20 protein-coding genes and 2 pseudogenes are annotated in these 17,068 nt (G+C 56.4%); 10 read left to right on the top strand and 12 right to left on the bottom strand.

Translation table 11 applies throughout. From position 1 onward, the window contains the following. From WMO46_RS13120 to WMO46_RS13090, 7 genes are all read left to right on the top strand, one after another. Window positions 1-1,005 carry a fusion protein gene (locus tag WMO46_RS13120; RefSeq protein ID WP_349094490.1) on the top strand — a complete coding sequence of 335 codons (1,005 nt, stop codon included), beginning with the start codon at window positions 1-3 and terminating at the stop codon, window positions 1,003-1,005. A gap of 47 nt (window positions 1,006-1,052) precedes the next feature. Next, window positions 1,053-1,310 (top strand): hypothetical protein, encoded by a 258-nt coding sequence (locus WMO46_RS13115; RefSeq protein ID WP_349094489.1) that lies wholly within the window; start codon window positions 1,053-1,055, stop codon window positions 1,308-1,310. Beyond that, window positions 1,307-1,537 (top strand): hypothetical protein, encoded by a 231-nt coding sequence (locus tag WMO46_RS13110; protein ID WP_117506988.1) that lies wholly within the window; start codon window positions 1,307-1,309, stop codon window positions 1,535-1,537. The genes WMO46_RS13115 and WMO46_RS13110 overlap by 4 nt, the downstream gene beginning before the upstream one ends. Window positions 1,538-1,555: 18 nt before the next feature. Beyond that, on the top strand, window positions 1,556-3,280 hold the full coding sequence (locus WMO46_RS13105) for a ParB/RepB/Spo0J family partition protein (protein ID WP_349094488.1): 1,725 nt from the start codon (window positions 1,556-1,558) through the stop codon (window positions 3,278-3,280). Between the two features lie 50 nt (window positions 3,281-3,330). Continuing rightward, window positions 3,331-3,594 (top strand): hypothetical protein, encoded by a 264-nt coding sequence (locus WMO46_RS13100; protein WP_349094487.1) that lies wholly within the window; start codon window positions 3,331-3,333, stop codon window positions 3,592-3,594. 144 nt (window positions 3,595-3,738) lie between these two features. Continuing rightward, window positions 3,739-3,951, top strand: coding sequence for a hypothetical protein (locus tag WMO46_RS13095; RefSeq protein WP_349094486.1), 213 nt, complete (start codon window positions 3,739-3,741; stop codon window positions 3,949-3,951). Window positions 3,952-4,067: 116 nt separating this feature from the next. Beyond that, entirely contained in the window at window positions 4,068-4,340 is a 273-nt protein-coding gene (locus tag WMO46_RS13090; protein WP_019150801.1) for an HU family DNA-binding protein, read from the top strand. 185 nt (window positions 4,341-4,525) lie between these two features. On the opposite strand, the gene traN is transcribed toward WMO46_RS13090, so the two are convergent. The 6 genes from traN to WMO46_RS13060 are packed head-to-tail and all read right to left on the bottom strand — an operon-like array spanning window position 4,526 to window position 9,188. Beyond that, window positions 4,526-5,431, bottom strand: a complete 906-nt coding sequence (gene traN / locus WMO46_RS13085; protein ID WP_019150802.1) for a conjugative transposon protein TraN — start codon at window positions 5,429-5,431, stop codon at window positions 4,526-4,528. Between the two features lie 7 nt (window positions 5,432-5,438). Beyond that, complete coding sequence (gene traM / locus WMO46_RS13080) at window positions 5,439-6,668, bottom strand: conjugative transposon protein TraM (protein ID WP_019150803.1); 1,230 nt, start codon at window positions 6,666-6,668, stop codon at window positions 5,439-5,441. Beyond that, window positions 6,643-6,900, bottom strand: coding sequence for a hypothetical protein (locus WMO46_RS13075; RefSeq protein ID WP_019150804.1), 258 nt, complete (start codon window positions 6,898-6,900; stop codon window positions 6,643-6,645). The genes traM and WMO46_RS13075 overlap by 26 nt, the downstream gene beginning before the upstream one ends. Continuing rightward, window positions 6,890-7,513: a conjugative transposon protein TraK gene (gene traK / locus WMO46_RS13070; RefSeq protein ID WP_019150805.1), complete on the bottom strand. Its 624-nt coding sequence runs from the start codon at window positions 7,511-7,513 to the stop codon at window positions 6,890-6,892. Before traK ends, WMO46_RS13075 begins: the two co-directional genes overlap by 11 nt. A 13-nt stretch (window positions 7,514-7,526) precedes the next feature. Then, window positions 7,527-8,546 (bottom strand): conjugative transposon protein TraJ, encoded by a 1,020-nt coding sequence (gene traJ, locus WMO46_RS13065; RefSeq protein ID WP_349094485.1) that lies wholly within the window; start codon window positions 8,544-8,546, stop codon window positions 7,527-7,529. 9 nt (window positions 8,547-8,555) lie between these two features. Further along, window positions 8,556-9,188, bottom strand: a complete 633-nt coding sequence (locus tag WMO46_RS13060) for a DUF4141 domain-containing protein (protein WP_044118630.1) — start codon at window positions 9,186-9,188, stop codon at window positions 8,556-8,558. An 80-nt stretch (window positions 9,189-9,268) separates the two neighbouring features. On the opposite strand from WMO46_RS13060, the gene WMO46_RS13055 reads away from it, so the two are divergent. Next, window positions 9,269-9,613 carry a hypothetical protein gene (locus WMO46_RS13055; RefSeq protein ID WP_173390131.1) on the top strand — a complete coding sequence of 115 codons (345 nt, stop codon included), beginning with the start codon at window positions 9,269-9,271 and terminating at the stop codon, window positions 9,611-9,613. Here WMO46_RS13055 and WMO46_RS13050 read toward each other — a convergent pair. From WMO46_RS13050 to WMO46_RS13025, 6 genes and pseudogenes are all read right to left on the bottom strand, one after another. Beyond that, a pseudogene (locus WMO46_RS13050) lies at window positions 9,610-12,114 on the bottom strand (TraG family conjugative transposon ATPase). The gene WMO46_RS13055 and the pseudogene WMO46_RS13050 sit on opposite strands and share 4 nt — an antisense overlap. A gap of 4 nt (window positions 12,115-12,118) precedes the next feature. Beyond that, window positions 12,119-12,433: a DUF4133 domain-containing protein gene (locus WMO46_RS13045; RefSeq protein WP_019150811.1), complete on the bottom strand. Its 315-nt coding sequence runs from the start codon at window positions 12,431-12,433 to the stop codon at window positions 12,119-12,121. 3 nt (window positions 12,434-12,436) lie between these two features. Continuing rightward, entirely contained in the window at window positions 12,437-12,694 is a 258-nt protein-coding gene (locus WMO46_RS13040; RefSeq protein ID WP_019150812.1) for a DUF4134 domain-containing protein, read from the bottom strand. A 200-nt stretch (window positions 12,695-12,894) separates the two neighbouring features. Further along, on the bottom strand, window positions 12,895-13,632 hold the full coding sequence (locus WMO46_RS13035; protein ID WP_019150813.1) for a hypothetical protein: 738 nt from the start codon (window positions 13,630-13,632) through the stop codon (window positions 12,895-12,897). Window positions 13,633-13,634: 2 nt separating this feature from the next. Beyond that, entirely contained in the window at window positions 13,635-14,015 is a 381-nt protein-coding gene (locus WMO46_RS13030; protein WP_349094484.1) for a DUF3408 domain-containing protein, read from the bottom strand. Continuing rightward, window positions 14,008-14,781: a ParA family protein gene (locus WMO46_RS13025; RefSeq protein WP_346989213.1), complete on the bottom strand. Its 774-nt coding sequence runs from the start codon at window positions 14,779-14,781 to the stop codon at window positions 14,008-14,010. Before WMO46_RS13025 ends, WMO46_RS13030 begins: the two co-directional genes overlap by 8 nt. Before the next feature lie 581 nt (window positions 14,782-15,362). Between WMO46_RS13025 and mobA the strand changes: the two are divergent. Continuing rightward, window positions 15,363-15,788 (top strand): annotated as a pseudogene (mobA, locus tag WMO46_RS13020) (conjugal transfer protein MobA). Next, on the top strand, window positions 15,773-17,065 hold the full coding sequence (gene mobB, locus WMO46_RS13015; RefSeq protein ID WP_019150817.1) for a conjugal transfer protein MobB: 1,293 nt from the start codon (window positions 15,773-15,775) through the stop codon (window positions 17,063-17,065). The pseudogene mobA and the gene mobB overlap by 16 nt, the downstream one beginning before the upstream one ends. Window positions 17,066-17,068 lie beyond the last annotated feature (3 nt).

Raw genomic sequence — 17,068 nt, 5'->3', positions numbered from 1 at the left:
ATGGGAAAAGTCACATTGTTATTCGCAGGAAAGAATTACGACACCGACGTACAGAGCGTGCGGGAGAATCAGATCGTCATTTTCGACGGCCCTTACAACATGCGTCAGCGCATGGTCGTGGCCGGAATCGAACACACACAATCCGGTTACAATTACCGATTGATCGACCCCGAAACCGCCGAGGAGCACTCCGCGGATCTGATCCGCCCCTTACGGGACAAATTCGGTATCGGGCACTATTATGACGACGAGCACCCAGAATTTATGGATGCCGCCGAGGTCGCGGCGCTCCGCACTCGTGCCGACGCCCTCAAAGCCGAGCAGGAAGCCGCCCGACGTGCGGCGGCGGAAGACTCGGAACGATTACGCACCATCGGCGCGGAGCGTCTGCGGCAGATCGTTCCCGACGATGCCGTGGCCGTCATCATCGGCGAACAGCACGAAAGCGAATGCGACCCTTATACGGACTATTTCGGTTCGCGTATCGTGCGCATGGTGCTTCTCGGATTCTCGACCCACACGCGCGATCTGTTCCCCGAAATGCGCAAGGCCGCGGCCCGGTTCGAGGGCACGGCACACCTGGCCGAGCGTAATGCCGAGTACGAACACCGTGAAAAGTACAGCATGGGGCACGGCTATTACCTCGGCACGCACCGTTATTCGGGCTGGCAGGTCAGCAAGGAATCGTGCCGCGACAAAGAGGGCATTATCAAGCGTTTCGCCGTCGTGGCCGGAAATCCCGAGAACGTATGTATCGAGAACCCTGCACCCGTGCAGAACGCCGCCCCCGAAACCGTGGCCGACGCACGTGTCGAGATCGTGGAATACTCCGCGAAGTCGATCGCCGTATTCGGCGATACGAAACCCCTGCGCGACACGCTCCGCGATCTGAACGGGCTGTTTCGCGCCTACCTTACGCACAACGGCACCCGGTGCGCCGGGTGGATTTTCTCCAAACGCCGAGAACAAGAGGTGCGCAGCGCATTGGCCGCCTATCTCAAATAACATTCAACCCGGGGCGGGCGGATGCCCGCCCCACAACACCCGAAACCATGAACGAACAGATAACTGCTATCGCCGCGCTCCTGCTGGAGATCAACAGCAAAGAAAAATACACCGCCTTTTTCGATTTCAGCGGCCATGTACGCACTTTCAGCATCCGGATTTATTCCGGCAAGTGGTCGAAAGGGAAAGACCCTCTTTTCAACCTCTCGTTACAAAACAAGGACGGACAGCAATGGCGGAATTGGGACAACGCGCATGCCATGTCCGGCGATTCGATCCTCTCATTCTTAACGACCTTATTATGAAATCATACGAAGAAATCATACAGCGCACGGCGGATTTCGACTACATGATGCGCACCCGGTTGCCGGAAAAGTACATGCCGGAGGTATTCGGCGTCACGGCTGGGGAAGACCCCGATCTGCGGCAACTCCTTCACAACGCATCGCGCAACGGCATAGGTATTACCTACCTGCTGTTCAAAATACCGTACGACCGCCACAAGCAACTGATTAAATACCTTTCAAAATAATCTTAAAACCATCATGCCATGAAAACGAACGAAAACAACACCACGACCGCAATCGCCGCTCAGAGCACGAAATCGACCGTTTTGCTCTCCATTGACAAAATCCGCCCCAACCCCAACAATCCGCGGCGGAGTTACGACGAAAATGCCCTCGCGGAACTGGCCGCGTCCATTGCCACACACGGCCTTATTCAGCCCATCCGGGTGCGAGCCGCAGAACAAGGCTGTTATATCATCGTCTGCGGCGAACGCCGCTACCGTGCCGTGCAACTGCTCAGCCAGACCGAAATCGAGGCCATCGTCGATGCCGCCCCCGCGGACGAACGGGCGATCTTCGACCTTGCGCTCTCAGAGAACATCCAGCGCGAGGAGATGCCGCCGCTCGACGAGGCCGAAGCCTACAAAGCCGCCATGCAGACCCTCGGCGGGGATGCCGCCGCCGTGGCCGCACGCTTCGGTAAGAGCGAGCAGTATATCTACTACCGGATGAAACTCAACGAACTGATCCCCGATGCAAAAAAACTCCTGCGCGGGAACTCCATTACGCTGGGTCTCGCTATGGAGTTGGCACGATACGGGAAAGACCTGCAAAAGACGATCTGCAAAGACCGCCTCAAAGACGAGGAAGGGTGGCGGAAATACTCCGTAAAGGAGTTCAAGCGGATGGTGGACGCCCATTATACGAACGATCTGGCCCGGTATCGCTTCGACCGAACGGCGTGCGCCGCATGCAAGTACAACGCAAATACCTACGATATGTTTGCCACGGGAAGCGGACGGTGTACAAACCGGGAATGCCTCGAAGCCAAAAACCGCGAATTCATCGAGCGAAAAAGCGGAGAACTGCTCGCGCAAAACCCGAAATTCATCCTTTGCAAAGACCGTTACGGATGCGACGACCATGATAAGGCCGTAGAGCATATGACCGAAAACGGGGTCGAATGCAAGGCGTTCGAATACGGGCAGGTGCAGGAAATGCCCGCTATACCCGCGGAACCATGTCCGGCGGATTATGCCGCCGATGCCGATTATACCGCGGCAATGCAGATCTATGAACAGCAGAAAAAGGCTGCCGAGGAAAAGACCGCCGACCTGCTGGCCAAGCACGACGCCGGGGCGATCCGTATCTTCGTCAAGACTTCGCGCGACGACGCCCGGCTGGTCTATGTGAACCAAGCCGCCAAAGACAGGGAATCGACCGGGAAACTGATCGCCCGCCTTGAGGAGAAGAAAATCCGCAACACGGAACTCGCACACGAAAAAACCGTCGAAGCCGTCCGGCAGATCGTCCGCGACGAGGAGATCGCCCCGACGCCGTTTACCCAGCTGGAAGACAACATTCTCTATTACATCATGCTCGGAAGCCTGCGGCGCGAACACCTCGCCGCCGTGGGATTCCCCGAGGCGTATTATTTGACATCTGAACAGAAAATCGCTGTCGTCAACGCGCTGACCGACGAACAACGCGACCTCATCACCCGTGATTTTCTTGTAAAAAGTCTTACATCCGACATCGGTTTCGACAAAACGGGGAAGCAACTGCTGATGGAATTCGCAGCCCTGCACCACAAAGAGAAATACGAGGTTGTGAAAGCGCAGTTCGACGAGGAATACACGAAGCGCAACGACCGTCTCGACGAGCGTATCGCCGTGGCCGAAGCGCAGGAGAAAGCCAAGACCAAAGCCGCCAAGAAAGAGGGCAAAACGGGTAAGAGCACCAAGAAAACGACAAAGAAAGCCGCCTAAAGTCTGATCGGGGACGGCCCGCAGGCCGTCCCCATAAAACCGAATGAATCATGTTGAAAGAATTTATCGACGCTCTTCGCTGTCATGGAATCGCCGTTTTCGATCTGATCCAGGCAGGTGCGGGAAATCACATTTTTTTCGCACACCGAAACGGCCATACTTGGGGTATCCGGATTTCCCGGGAGCGAGCGGCACGCCGCTATACCGTGCATATCTTCTCCGAAGAATCGGACATAAGGGGCACTTATTCTTGTCCGCCGGGATTGTTGCTGACAACTATCGAACTGCGATTCAACGACCTTGCGACACCATAAATAAGTCCCGGTTTCCGTCTGCGGCATGATTGCCGCAGACGCGAACGGGCGGACGCCCGCGGCTCCCGCCATACCGCCACCCCGAATTGTGTCAAAACATCATCTGACGAACCTATAAAATCTTATATACGTATCGCTCCCGATGTGGAATATTTCACCGATTACGACCGCTTCCGCGAGGAGCAAATCTGCTGCGCCGTCGCTGAAGACGGCACGAGTCTGTTCAGCCGCATTGAGAACCGCCGCTTCATGCACACGGTGCGGCACGATCTTTCCGAACGGGTTATCGAGCTGCTATGTCGGCAGATACACCGTGAGATATGCACATTGCACTATGGCGGACAAGTCGTGGAATGACCTGCCCGCCACACCGGAGAGTTGTAAGCCGCAAAACACTTCGCTTTGCGGCTTTTCTTATTTTATACGATAAAATTTCTACCTTTGTCACAGATATATAAAGTTGAACAAACAATATGACAAAAGTCGAAATCGTGAATCAGATTGCCCGTGAAACGGGTGTCGAGGCTACGACTGTATCAGCTGTCGTGGAGGGTTTCATGGAAGAGGTGCGCGCCGCCCAGATTCGTAAGGAGAACGTCTTCCTCCGCGGATTCGGCACCTTCCTCATCAAGCACCGCAAGGAGAAGACAGCGCGTAACATTTCAAAGAATACGACGCTCAAAATTCCTGCGCATGATATTCCGGCCTTTAAGCCGGCGCCAAATTTTGAAGAGGCTGTAAAATAATGATAAGCGCCCGTCCAAAAAACGGGTGCTTATCGTTGGATTCGTCCGAATCAATACTTGTGTTTCGGATACTCCGGAAAGAGGATCAACCAACATAGTCCGATGGCGACCAGTACCGACAATATTCCCATTGTCAGGCAAAGAGCCGTTAGAAAGTGTACGAGCATCGAATCTTATTTTTCCCGTTACAGCAGTTTTGCTTCTAACAACTCTTTGGCTGGTATTTCCACCGTCTGATGCCGGGCTCCGTTCTTCTCGATGATTTCCAGCAAAAGCACTTTGTCATCGGAGATCGTCAGTTTGGGCAGTGCGAATACCGTCCGCTGACGCTGGTGTCCCCTCACGACTGCCGGGTCGTTGCATACGCGCAGGATTTCGAGCGGCGTCTGTTGTTGTGCCGTGCGCTTGGTGAGTTTGCGATCCGCCACGATGAACCGCCGTGAATCCACCTCGAAGGAGATATTCGTGTCGTTATACATGCAAGTATGTATGTAAACGACATCATTGGAAACATAAATCCCCTGTACTTCGACTTCGATGCCGTACTTTTTCGTGCGAATGCCTTTCACATCCGTACGGTTCTGCCGGTATATGTCGCTCAACATGCGCTTTACGGTCGCGGGCTTCTCACGGCCTACCTCGCGCAGCAGCACCCGGCTTTTGGTTACTGGGGCCGGCGACAGCGGATCGCCCGCAGCAGTCGGTTCCTTTACACCTTTCGTCTGTGGTTCCTGCACTGTAAGATTGACGGTCGAGACAGCCGGATTCTCGGCATAGTGGACATCGAAAGTGAAAAATCCGCCGTCCTCGGTGATGACCGTCAGGTTTGTTTCGGCTATGAAATTCCGCACGGCGGCTTTCACCCGCACGACGTTCTCTGCCCCGTCGGCTTTGCCAGCGATGATGTCCATCGAGCCGATGTCGATATATGTAACAGGCGACGGGAACAGGATATGCACGGTTTTCGTAAATCCCGCTTCGATCCGCAGGGGGCTGATCTCCACCGGCGTTTCCGGTGCCGTCTGTGCCGTGACTTTAACCGCCGCGATTGCCGCGACGATCAGAATCAGATAAATAAGGTCTCTTTTCATAAACGTTCTATTCTTTTGAAATCAATAATAGCTGATGGTTGGCTTTGAGGGTTATCTTCACCTCGCGGAGCTTCCCGGCGACATACTGCGACGAAGCCTGTAATCCTCCGCGCGCCAGCTCGGACAACACCTGCTGCCCGGCCGAACGGGTGACATTTACACTTGTTCCGGCGGTCTGTCCGACGGATGCCAGCGCCTCTTTGAGGGCTGTCCGTTCGCGGGAGTTCGGGACGTTCAGCCCCGGCTGGCCGTCCATGTCGTAAGCCGCGGCTTCGACGGCGAAGATCCGCCCGCCGTATTCGACGGACGACACCACGACCTGCAGCCGCATTCCGGAGATCGTCGCAAGACCGTATAACGGAGTGTTGCGTGGGATCACCGTATCGTCGATGCGCACGGCTTCCAATAGCCGCAGCTGCACCGTGCTCCCGGCACGTATGATTTGCGTCTGAGCGACACAAGCCCTGACGCTTGGAATATCGGCATGCGCGACACCACCTGCCGCCGTGAGAAATCCGAGGTTGCGCTCAACGGTGAAATCCGCCCGCGTGTCGAGCGTCGAGGCTTCGACCTCACCTTCCCGAACGGGCCGCATGACGGACAGGCGCGAATCCCTTCGCTGCTTCGTCGGCCCGGTCTCTTCGTCTACGGCCGTTCCGCCTCCGAGATACTTCCGTGCGAGCCTGTACTGCTCCTCGGCCAGTTCCAGCGGATCGGGCTGCTGCCGCTCGGCGTCGAGCTGGGATTGCAGGGCCGCGATCTGCTCTTTCAGGGCCTCGACCTCGGTATTGTTGCAAGAAGGGGCCGGGGTGTAGAAAGCCGCCATTTCGCCCGATATCCTCCGGTAAGCAGCATCCGATTCGTCGATCGCCGTCGGTGCTGCCGGAGCCGTAGCGTCCGCCATTTCCCCGGTCACAGGCAAGCGGTCGTCCAGAACATCACCCAACGATTGTAGTTTCTCGCGCCGCTGCTGCTCGTACTGCTCCTGTTCGTAGACCTTACGCTTGTCCGTTTCCGCCGGCTTTACCGTCGCTTCCGGAATCGTAACATTGTATCCGCCCGTTCCCGCCTGCTGCGGAGCCGGTTTCGGGGCGAACAGGTGCCATAGGAAAATGCCGCACAGCAGCGTCATAACCGTCACGACGCCTGCGAACTTAAGTTGCCGGAGAAGCTGCGGCGTGAGAAATTGCGACAGTTTTTCAACCGCTCCGTTATCGCTCCTGCGTATCATCTTCATCTATATTTAGAGGTAACGGGCGCGTTTCCGGCAGTAGTGGCTGCCGGAGGTGTTCGACGGCGGGAATCGACGTCTCCCGACTCCGCATTCCACCGAACAGAATCATCAGGGCGACCGCCGCATAGACGAGCAACAGCACAGTAACCAGCCCGAGCCGCTGGCGCGGCGTAAGACGTTCCATGCGGGCCTTCAGCCACGCTTCGGCCCGCGTCTGCAAATCCTTAGCGCTCATAACTTCCGAGGTCTTTGTTTTCGAGAATACGCAGATCTTCGATCAGGAATCCCTGCGGGTTGTTGTCCGAGCGTACGGCATTCCGCAGACGGCATGTCGTGACGAGCGTCCGTTCCGTGACATTGCTTTCACGGACGATCTTCTGCCGTGCGAAGGTCTCGACAGCATAGGGATAGCAGTCGAAATCGCAGCGGATGCTGTCCACGACGACACTCTGCGATACGTTCGAGGCGATGATGCGGTTGAAATATCCCTTCTCTGCGAGGCTCTGGTAATAGGCGATGGCGCTTCCGTCCGCAAGGTACAGCGCCCTGCGGACATTGCCTTCGATGGCCTCGCGGTCGGGAGAGAGGGTGAAGAAGAGCTCGTGGAAGCGCCGCACGTGTTCGCGGGCTTCGACGGGACGGTTCTGGGCCATATCCTGCGACAGGGCCAATATCAGCGACTTACCCTGATCGAGTACGTAGATCTTCTGCCGCTGGGCTTCCGCGAAACGGTAGGATGTCCACACTGCTGCCACCGAGATCAGCGTGCAGGCTCCCAGAAAGAGTATGCTGAAGAGCCGCAGGTGGCGAAAGGACGATTCTATATTCTTCAATGTTTTGAATTCCATATTTTATTACGTTTTATCGTTTCTTCAAAGCCCCTTTTATACGGCCTCCGACATTTCCGACCGCCGCTCCGGCGACTCCGGCAGCGCCCATCGCCACGGCACGTCCTGCGCCTGCGACTTTATCGCCGTAACTTCCGGCGCCTCCGGCCTGAATGATCCACGACGCAACGGTCGGCACGCAGAAATATCCGATGATTCCGATAATCATAAAAATGCAATAGACCGTATTGCTTCCGTCGGGTATGAACGTCGGGTCTTGCAGTCGTTTGATGTCCTGCTGGAGCATTAGAATCTGGATGCGCGAAAGGATCGCACCGAACAGGTCGCTGACGGGCAGCCACAAATAGATGCAGATATAGCGTGCCAGCCAAGACGCCAGCGTATTGTGAAAGCCGTCGTACACGGAGAAGGCGAAGGCCACGGGCCCCAGTAACGCCAGGACGATCAGGAAAAACGTCCGCACGGTGTCGATGGTCAGCGATGCCGCCTGGAAGAGCGTTTCCAGAAACGCCCGGAATGCCTCACGGACTTTCTGACCGAATTGATACCCGGCTCGTTCGGCATACATCCCGGCAATCGTCATAAGGTCTTTGGGCTTCCAGCCCAATTCGTCAAGCCGTTTGTCGAACTCTTCGTTACTGATAAGATAGGCTTTCTCCGGATCGCGGAGCATCGCCTGACGCTGCAATTCATCCTTCTGTGTCTGGTATTTCTCCAGATCGAACGCCTGTCGATCGACCAAATGCGATGTGGCATTGCTGATAGGTGACAGCAGACCGTTCAAAGGCCCCAATACGAGGGTCGGGAAGGCCATGATGCACAGCCCCAGCACAAAGGGCCGCAGCAGCGGGAATACCTCGATCGGCTCCGCGGCGGCAAGGGATTTCCAGACCCGGTATGCGATGAAAAACAAGGCGCCCAATCCGGCGAGTCCTTTGGCAATGCCCATCATATCGCTGCACAACGGCAACATATCGGCGTACAACGAGCGGAGAATCTGATGCAGGTTCGTCCACTCTACGGCTAACGGCATCGTCATAGGTTACCAATATCTGTCGTTATGACCGCCGTACAAGGCCCGTACACGCTCCGAATCCCCGCGCTGACGGCTGCGCAGGAACGACACGGAGATATTCTTGCGCGTATAGTATTCCGTAAGATTGCGGTATTCGAGCATCTCGTAGTAGATCCTGTCGATAATATCCAGCCGCTCCTTGTCGGTCATCGAAAGCCCTGACGGAGTGATGATCTGCTTCAGGTCGTTCAGCAGGTCGGCACTCGCCGACAGCAGCTTCGTATAGCCTGCGGCCATTGCCGTGAGTTCCTCGGCCGAATAATTCGTATCGTTAAGCATCGACCGGAAGTTCGAGACGTATATGTCGGAGATGTCGCCCACGAGCAGCATCGTCTGCTGCGCGCGACGGGCGCTTTTGACGAGGTTATGCACCGACCGCAGCGCATCGTAATATTTCTTCGACTGCTCGTAAATCTTTACCGTCTGCTGAAAACTCTGAAGCAGCGTACTTCCGTTCCGGGACGCTTCGACGACCTGCCTGGTGGAATTCACGATGCCCTGCGCCAGATTCGAGGGGTCGCTCACGACCCACTGCGCCCGAAGCGGATGGCCTGCCAGCAGCATCGCTGCCAGCAGGCCGAAGCCTATTCGCCGTCCCATCGCACCGGAGCCTGAAGGATTACTTCCGTCCCTATACGCTGCGGCCGGTCGTCGCGGATGAAAAGCCCGAAACATCCGATATGCAGAATATCGTTGGTCGTGTGATGAACGACGCATCCGCCGGTTTGCCTGTACAAGACATGGAGCCACAGACTGTCATCGCGTTTGAGAATGACCATATCCCTTACGGGACGTTCGCCGCAGAAAAGCGTCGCGGCATATCCCGGAGCCGTTTTGCGGATCGTGATCCGCTCTCCGTATTCGTTCTTTCAGCAGCCGCAGATACGGTCGTCGGCAACCTCGGATTGCAACTCCCGGATGGTCTGTTTCAGCGACTCGATCTCTTCCTGCGCCTGGCGCAGCCGTTCGTCTCGCGCGGCGAGTTCTTTTTTGGATATGAACATGATTTTCGGTTTTTAGGTTAATGATCTTCATTGCGTTTTCGCTCGGCTAACTGGCGTATGGCCAGCCCGATATTGCCGCCGAGCTTCTCCGTGAGATGCTGGAGTTCCAATTTCTCGGTCTCTTCTGTCGTAAAGCAATAATACTCCTCGGCCGAAACTTCCGTGGCGTAGACTGCGGACTGCACGCCGCCCAATCCGATCCACACCTCCTTATAGCGACGTTTGGAATCGCTCGAAAGGTTGATGGAGAGAATCTGCGCACGCTCCTTATCCGTAAGTCCCAGCAACGCCTGTATCTGGTCGAATTTGTTGACATATTTGCGTTGGTCGAGGAGGATTTTGCAGTCGGCATTGTTGATGATGGACTCTTTGACGATCGGTGAGGAGATGATATCGTCCACCTCCTGTGTGACGCAGACGACTTCCCCGAAATACTTACGGACCGTTTTGTAAAGGTATTTCACGAAAGTTCCCATACCGGCTTTGGAAATTGCCCGCCAAGCCTCTTCCAGCAACAACATCTTACGGACGCCTTTCAGACGACGCATCTTGGAGATGAAACTCTCCATGATAATCAGCGTGATGACTGGATAGAGCACCTTGTTGTCGGCGATATTGTCCATCTCGAAAACGATAAAACGCTTTGACAGCAGGTCCAACTGTTTGTCGCTGTTGAGCAGGTAATCGTATTCCCCGCCTTTGTAAAAGGGTTCCAGAACGTTCAGCAGGTTCAACAGGTCGAAATCTTTTTCCCGAACGTGTTTCTGCTCCAAGACTTTCGGGTATTCGTCCCGCATGAACTCATAGAAGGTATTGAAAGAGGGTACGACACGCCGGTCATCCCGGAGACGGTTCAGGTAGAGGTTTACGGCATTCGAGAGCGCCACTTCTTCAGCACGGCTCGGGGCTTCGTCCTCGCGTTTCCACAATGTGAGAAGAAGAGTCTTGATGGACTCGCGCTTTTCGATGTCGAAGATATTGTCGTCGGTATAAAACGGATTGAACGCGATAGGTTCGTCTTCCCGGTAGGTCAGGTAGACGCCGTCCTCGCCGTGCGTACGGCTGTGAATCAACCGGCACAACCCCTGATACGAATTGCCCGTATCGACGATCAGCACGTGCGTGCCCTGTTCGTAGTATTGCCGGACCATGTGGTTCGTGAAGAAGCTCTTGCCGCTGCCCGAAGGCCCTAAGATGAATTTGTTGCGGTTCGTCGTAATGCCGCGCTTCATCGGCAGATCCGAAATATCCAGAAACACGGGTTTCCCGGTCAGACGATCGACCGTCTTGATCCCGAAAGGCGACGGGGAGTCCTGATAGCATGTCTCCTCCGTGAAGAAGCACAACGCCTGTTCGGGAAACGTATAGAAACTTTCTTCGGCGGGAAAATCCCCTTCGTTGCCGGGGATCGCCGCCCAGAAAAGCGTCGGAACATCCACAGTATTATGACGCGGCGTGCACCCCATAAGCGCCAGCTGCGCCCCGACATCGTTACGGATCTGCTTCAGCTCTTCGCTCCCTTCGCCCCATGCCATGACATTGAAATGGGCGCGTATCGAGGTCAGAGAGAAAGAGTGCGCCTCATTGAGGTAATCGTCGATCCATTCCTTGTTGATCTGGTTCGAACGGCTGTACTGCGCGAGCGACTGCATGTTGCGGGCCGTACGTTCGAACTGCCTGAGGTTCTCGTCGCTGTTATCCAAAAACAGATATTGATTGTAGATGTGATTGCATGAGAGCAGCAATCCTACGGGAGCGGCGAATGAAAGCCGACAATCGGAACGCTCCGTCGAGAGGCGTTCGTAGCGGTCATCCGTACGAACACTGCCGGGGAGGTCGTCCAGATCGGAAAGCGTATGCAGACACAACGCCTTGTCGCCGATCCACATCCGGTCGGGATCGAGACGCATGTCCTGCAACGGGGTCTTCCCGGACGGTGACAGCGTGAGATAACGTTCGAGGATTCCCGAAGATTCGGGAGTCCCGGCAATCTCGTCCGCTCCGAGACGCCGCAGCCGGATATGACCGCTCTCGCGGACGATGCTGGCGAACTGCTCCACAGCTTCCAGAAAGCGCGTCGTCGTATCTTTGTCCTGCAACTCTTTCGGGACGAGCGTACCCCGGCACAGCACACTGCAATCGCTCTGACGGCGGCTTTGCGCACGGGTTGTCTTCGTAATGAACAGGTAGCAGGTATGATGCAGAAAAGGTCGTTCGTTGAAATGCCGCTCGAACGACCGGCTCAAGAAACTCAAATCGTCTTTCCCGATGTCAGGACGATACTGTTCCTGAACGAAAATATCCTGCTTGTGCACCACGGTATAGTCCGGAAGCACCTTCACCGCTTTGAGCCATACGCCGTGCAGCGCTTCATATTCCTGCGAGGAGACGGTGAATAGCTCCGGAAGCGTAACCTCGAACGCCACCGTGATGTTGGCGTCTTTAGAGAGGATACAATCGTGTTCGACCTTTCAGATCGGAAATTTCCGTTCGAGGGTTTCGGTTTTCAGGGTGTTATTCATGGTCTTAATGTCGGTTTAGAATTCTTGCCACACTTTTTCGGGAGACGATACGTCGCGGATGCCGCCGTGCGGCGAGGAGCTTCATCAGTCCGTAAGCCCCGTACTTGCGGTTCAGACGGAAGGTCAGCGCCACGAGTGCGCCGCCCAGCCCCACGCCCGCGACAAGGCATGCCACCTGATCGACCCCGCCCATATAAAGTACGACTACGAGAATGAAAACGGCGAGCAGGCCGCCGGCGAAGAGGAAGAGGTACTGCGCCCGCAGCCCCTTGAACTCCACCTGGCGGCCCACGCCTTTATTGATCGGATATTCGACCATCGTCTAAAGGAAAAACGAACGCAGAATCGTGGCGGCGACGATCAGGAAGATACAGGCTCCGAACCAGCTCGCAGCGGTTTTCGACGTATCCGGATCGCCCGAACTGAACTTCTGATAGACCCGGACACCACCGATCAGACCGATGACGGCGCCGATGGCGTAGATCAGCTTGGTCGCCGGGTCGAAATACGACGTGACCATCTGCGTAGCCTCCTGAATGCCGGCCATGCCGTTGCCTTGCTGCGCTGCGGCGTGTTGCACCGTGGCGAGCAGTCATACGGCGATTCATGCCGAACTGAAAATGAGTTTTCTTTTCATGGATGATTGTGTTTTTTAATTCGACTTCAGATTTTCTCTCCGGGCGCTGGGCCCGTGATTCATGCGTGCTGCTCATCCTGCCGTCAGCCTGAATCGTAGTATCCGGGAGCTTTCATAGCTTCGCATTTTTTAAGTTGAACAATCTATTTCGGAGCGGCAGCCATACGCTGCGCCGCTTCCTTCTCGGCATCGTCCAGATAACGGGCGATGATCGGGCTGGCGCCGGAGATGGCGTCCATGAGTGTACGCTGCACTTCCGTATGACGGATGTCACGCAGCACTCCGGCCAGGGTTTGCCGCTGCTCTTCAGGCACGGCCTGCCCCTTGCACAAGGCGAGGATGCAATCCAACTGCTGCGGAGAGAAACTCTGCGTCCCGGCAGGCGGGGCCGTCGTTTCGCATCCTATGTCCATCACCTCTTCGGTCGCAGCTTCGCGCGTCAGGGTGTTCTCTTCCTCCGCGGTGAGCGCCGTAGGTTCCTTATGTATCCACCCCTGAACGGTCGCTTGCACGGCGCGATGTTCCTTATCGCCGTCGCTTGCCGGTACAAATGTATGGTCGCTTTTGTCTGAATTGTTCCCCTTGCGCCGGGAGTGGCGTGACGCGGCGCGTGCTGGCGTCCGCTGACCGGCGCCGTAGTCCCGGGTGACGACCAGCGCATCGTCTTTAGGGGTAACGGCTGCCGTCCGACGCCTGCGGCGGCGCGGCGGGTCGAGACGATCGGCTTGCCGCCGATGCCAACGCGCCAGCGCCCGGCGCATCGCCCCGAAGCAAATCTCGCCCAACTCGCCCCGGAAGAGGAACTTATCCAGAAACAGGTAGCAGAACAGCACAAGGAACAGCACGACCAGAGCCTCCGTGATTTTCATAACGGGTGTCATTCTTACAGGATTTTATTGAGTCCTTTGGAGCAGAGCGACCGTATCTCCGTTCGGTGCCGCTCGAAGTGCTGTTCCAATACGTTGTCGATGAAGTTCCCGACCGTAAATCGCCGGTTGCCCGCAACGCCCACGAGAGTCGTGATCTTGCGGTGCAGCCGCCGGTCGATGTAAACGCATTGCCGGGCCTCGGAAGGAGTATTCTTCAGAAACCGCGACGCATAGTCTTCCGCATCCGAACGCCTGACGCGCGGCTCCGAAGCAGACGCTTCCGTCGGCTCCGGGGCTATGGCATCTGACGCCGAGGCAGCCGGTTCGGGGCCGGCCATCAGGCTGCGCAGGTATTCTTCGTCGAGTCCCTGCCGGACAGGTACCTTCCTACTCATGGCACGGAAGTTTCAGAACGGCGCAGATCTCCGTCATCAGGCGGTCGAAACCGCACTCGGCGACGAAAGCCCGGTCGGGCGGCAGCAGCGTACACCGGTACACCGGGCCGCCCGCTTCCTGAATATCCTTGTTGAAGTTGCTCCGCACGGGAATATGCGTGCGCAGATGCCGCAGCCCCAACTGATCGAGGACTTTCTCGTACTGTTCATAGAGCGGCGTCCGCTCGCGGCGATCCACCAAGTTCCAGAACAGGAACAGCTCCCGAAGATGCGCCCGTCCCGTCTTGATCAGACGGTCGTTGAGAACAGAGGCAAAATTGAGCGTGCTTTCCAGTACAATGCGGTCGGCTTTCATCGGGATGAAGAGGTAGTCCAACTCGACGATCGTAGAGAGGACGCCTTCGTTGCCCACCGTTCCCGGAAGGTCGAACAGCACGACATCGTATCGTTCTTCGGCGACGGCGGCCCATTTCCGCCATTCCGACATCGCCTCGGAAGGTTTGCAGCAGAGAATACGATAAGGTTTCACCCCTTTGTTCTCGGCGAGCGAAACGAGGAGTCTGCCGTAGATCGCCGAAGATTGCACGACGGCCTTGTCGCGGTTCGAGAGTTTGAGGATGGAGTGCTGCGGGTAGTCGCAGTCCACCACTGCGACGCGGATGCCGTGCAGGTAGTGCAGCCACGAGGCGGCCAGCACCGTGAGGGTCGATTTGCCGACGCCCCCTTTCTGGGAGGCGAAAGCGATGCACAAAGGGTTCTGTTCCATACGAAAATAATTAAGCGATTAATATTTAACTCGTTCCGATACGCGGATACGTACTTGCGTATTCACGTATCTTCGGCGATTCATACGCCTTTGCGGATTCACATACTTTTGTCGGCAGATACGGATGTAAGCTGTCACATACAAACTTCGGCATCTATGCAGACATCTACATCCGTATCCGCATAGCCGCGCAATGACGGATGTACGGGAGTAAGAGGCTACGCGGGCAGGTAGATTCGTAAGTAGTGATCCGCGCACAAAGAAAATGAGAAAACGCCCTCGTTCGACGGCTCCGAAAACGGGTGGCGCCCAAAGGCGCGTATCGGCGTCCGTTGGCAGGTATATATCTGATACAACATAAAATAAAACGCTCTACCTTTGCCTCCGAAAGGAGTAATCCCGCTGCGACGCCGAAGGCGCGCACCTTCATCCGGCCCCTGGCCGGATTTCTATATGCGCCCGCATATAGCAAGGGGTACCTTCAGCGGCTCGGAATATTCCGAGCCGCCGAAAGTGCCGCCGCGACCTGCGGCGCGGCGGACGGCTACTCCCGAGTCGTAACCTCAAAACACCGATGCTCTATGGATGCTGCCGATAAACCGACCTCCGCTGCGGGCCGCAAAGCCCTCGACGACCCGCGCATACACCGCTATTACGTTCGCCTGACAAGCGAGCAAAACGAGCGTTTCCTGCGCATGTACGAACACTCCGGAATGAAGAATAAAGCCGATTTCATCTGCCACCGCATCTTTGGATGACCCTTTACGGTCGTCGTCCGAGACAAGAACACCTACGATTTCTATGTCCGGCTGACGGGATTTTACGCCCAGTTCCGGGCTGTCGGGGTGAACTACAACCAGTGCGTCAAAGCCATACACACGACCTTCGGTGATAAGAAAGCGTTGGCCTATCTCTACCGTCTGACGCTCGAAACACAACGGCTGGAACAACTCGTGAAGGCGGTCATCGAACTTACGAAGGAGTTACTGCAATGGTGCCGAAAGTAAACTCCGGGGCCAATGTATACGGCGTACTCCAGTATAACCGCATCAAGGTCGAAGCCGGCGAAGGCCGGGTATTATACATGCAGGGAATACCCGAACGCAGCGACGGCAGATTCAGTATCGAGGAGTGTGCGGAAGCCTTCGGGTACTACACGGCGTTCAATCCCCGTGTCCGAAAACCGGTCGTGCATTTCTCGCTCAACCCCTCGCCCGAAGACCGGCTTTCGGAAGCGCAGCTCACGCGACTTGCCGCCGAGTTCATGGAACGTATGGGATATGGCCGCCAGCCCTACGTCGTCTTTCTGCACGAAGACATCGCACGGCGACACATGCACGTCGTCTCGGTGAGGGTGGACGAGCAGGGCCGGAAGATCGACCACAACAACGAACTGCGGCGCGCCATGGCGGTTTGCAGGGCGTTGGAACACGAGTACGGCCTGCATGTGCCCGAAGACGGCGGCGTGCAAACAGAACCGGAAGAATTGCGCCGGGTCGATTACCATCGGAGCGATCTGAAGCATCAGCTGCGCAACGTCGTGATGACGCTCAAACAGCAGTACGGATTCCAGTCCTTCGCGGAGTTCAATACGCTGCTCGAACGCTATGGCGTCGCAGCCGAAGAGATCCGAGGCGACGTACGAGGCAGACCGTATCGGGGGCTCGTTTACCACGTGCTCGATGACGACGGGCAGCGCACGGGAGCGGCGGTCAAAGCGTCCCGGCTGGGCGATTTCTTCGGATGGAAGGCGCTGGAAGAAAAATTCGACGCCTCGAAACAACGGCTTCGGCAACATCCCGAAACGCTCGACCGCACATGCCGCGAAATCGACCGTGCCCGGAGCGGAAGCCGCAACCGCAAGGAGTTCACAGCCGAACTTCGGGAAAACGGTATCGACGCAGTTTTCCGGGAGAACGATGCCGGGCGGATTTACGGAGTCACCTTCATCGACCGCACGACACATCAGGTGTTCAACGGCTCCCGGCTCGGAAAGGAGTATGCGGCCGACGCTTTCGAGGCGTGGTTCAACGGTCGGGAGCAAGAGTCGTCCACACCCATACAGGAAGAGTTACGGCCGTTGCTGCCCCTCGAACCGCCCCAGCCGGGACTATCTTCGGTCGAAGAGTTCGAGGAATATATCGAAACCCACTACGTTTCGATGCCCGACGTAATGGGCGAACTCATGGAATATACGCCTGAGAAGGAGTGGGAAACAGCTCCCGAATACCGGCTCTTCCCCCGCAGGAAGAAGCGGCGGCGGAAAATCCGGAAAAGAATTTAACAA

Source organism: Alistipes intestinihominis, from assembly GCF_040095975.1.
GTDB lineage: Bacteria > Bacteroidota > Bacteroidia > Bacteroidales > Rikenellaceae > Alistipes > Alistipes senegalensis.
The sequence above is the reverse complement of the archived record's forward strand: the minus strand, read 5'-3'. Positions and strand labels throughout refer to the sequence as shown.